Source organism: Lujinxingia vulgaris (assembly GCF_007997015.1).
GTDB classification, from domain to species: Bacteria; Myxococcota_A; Bradymonadia; order Bradymonadales; family Bradymonadaceae; genus Lujinxingia; species Lujinxingia vulgaris.
In genome coordinates this window covers 1-580 of sequence record NZ_VOSM01000072.1, presented here as the reverse complement: position 1 = coordinate 580, position 580 = coordinate 1, and the positions used below count along the sequence as shown (strand labels likewise).

Sequence of the window (580 nt, the reverse complement as noted above, 5' to 3'; positions counted from 1 at the left end):
GTGACAAACAAGCGATTGGACTTGCCGGAAGACAAGCGGGACAGGAGATCCTCTTCGTCGTTCTCTTCTTCCTCTCGCTTCCAAACCTTGACTCCCAAATAAATCGGTATGAGACCGAGCAGGCCGACCCAGTGAGTCGGTACGAGCGTCAAGCCATACGCAGCCAATAGACTGACACCCACTAATATGGCTGTTCCCAAATATTGACCGATGACTATGGATTTTAACTGACCTTTTTTCATCGTCTGCGAAAACAGGATCAACAAAATGATGACATAATCAATGCTGGTCGCAACGTAAGCTGCAACAGCGGAAAAAATTGTCGTAATCAGCTCCACCAACTCCTTTGTGGATACTAGAGCCAACTAATATCCTTCTAATAGTTATACGTTCAAACGAACGTTTGATTAATACAAGTGTACAAATATTTCGCTAGATTGTCAATTATACATTCAAATGATTGTTTTAATATTTGAACAGGCTTGTTATAATGAACAGGGAGTGACAAGCGGCAAGGCGAATCGGAAAATTGGTATAGCTAATCCGGACTTGTCCTGTTAAGCATTCTATTTCTATGAAT

Annotated in this window: 1 protein-coding gene; it reads right to left on the bottom strand. The window is 41.9% G+C overall.

What is annotated here, in order from left to right:
- The coding region (locus tag FRC98_RS20935) for a cadmium resistance transporter (protein WP_230467894.1) at positions 1–338 on the bottom strand (338 nt) is incomplete at its 3' end.
- Between the last annotated feature and the right edge of the window lie 242 nt (positions 339–580).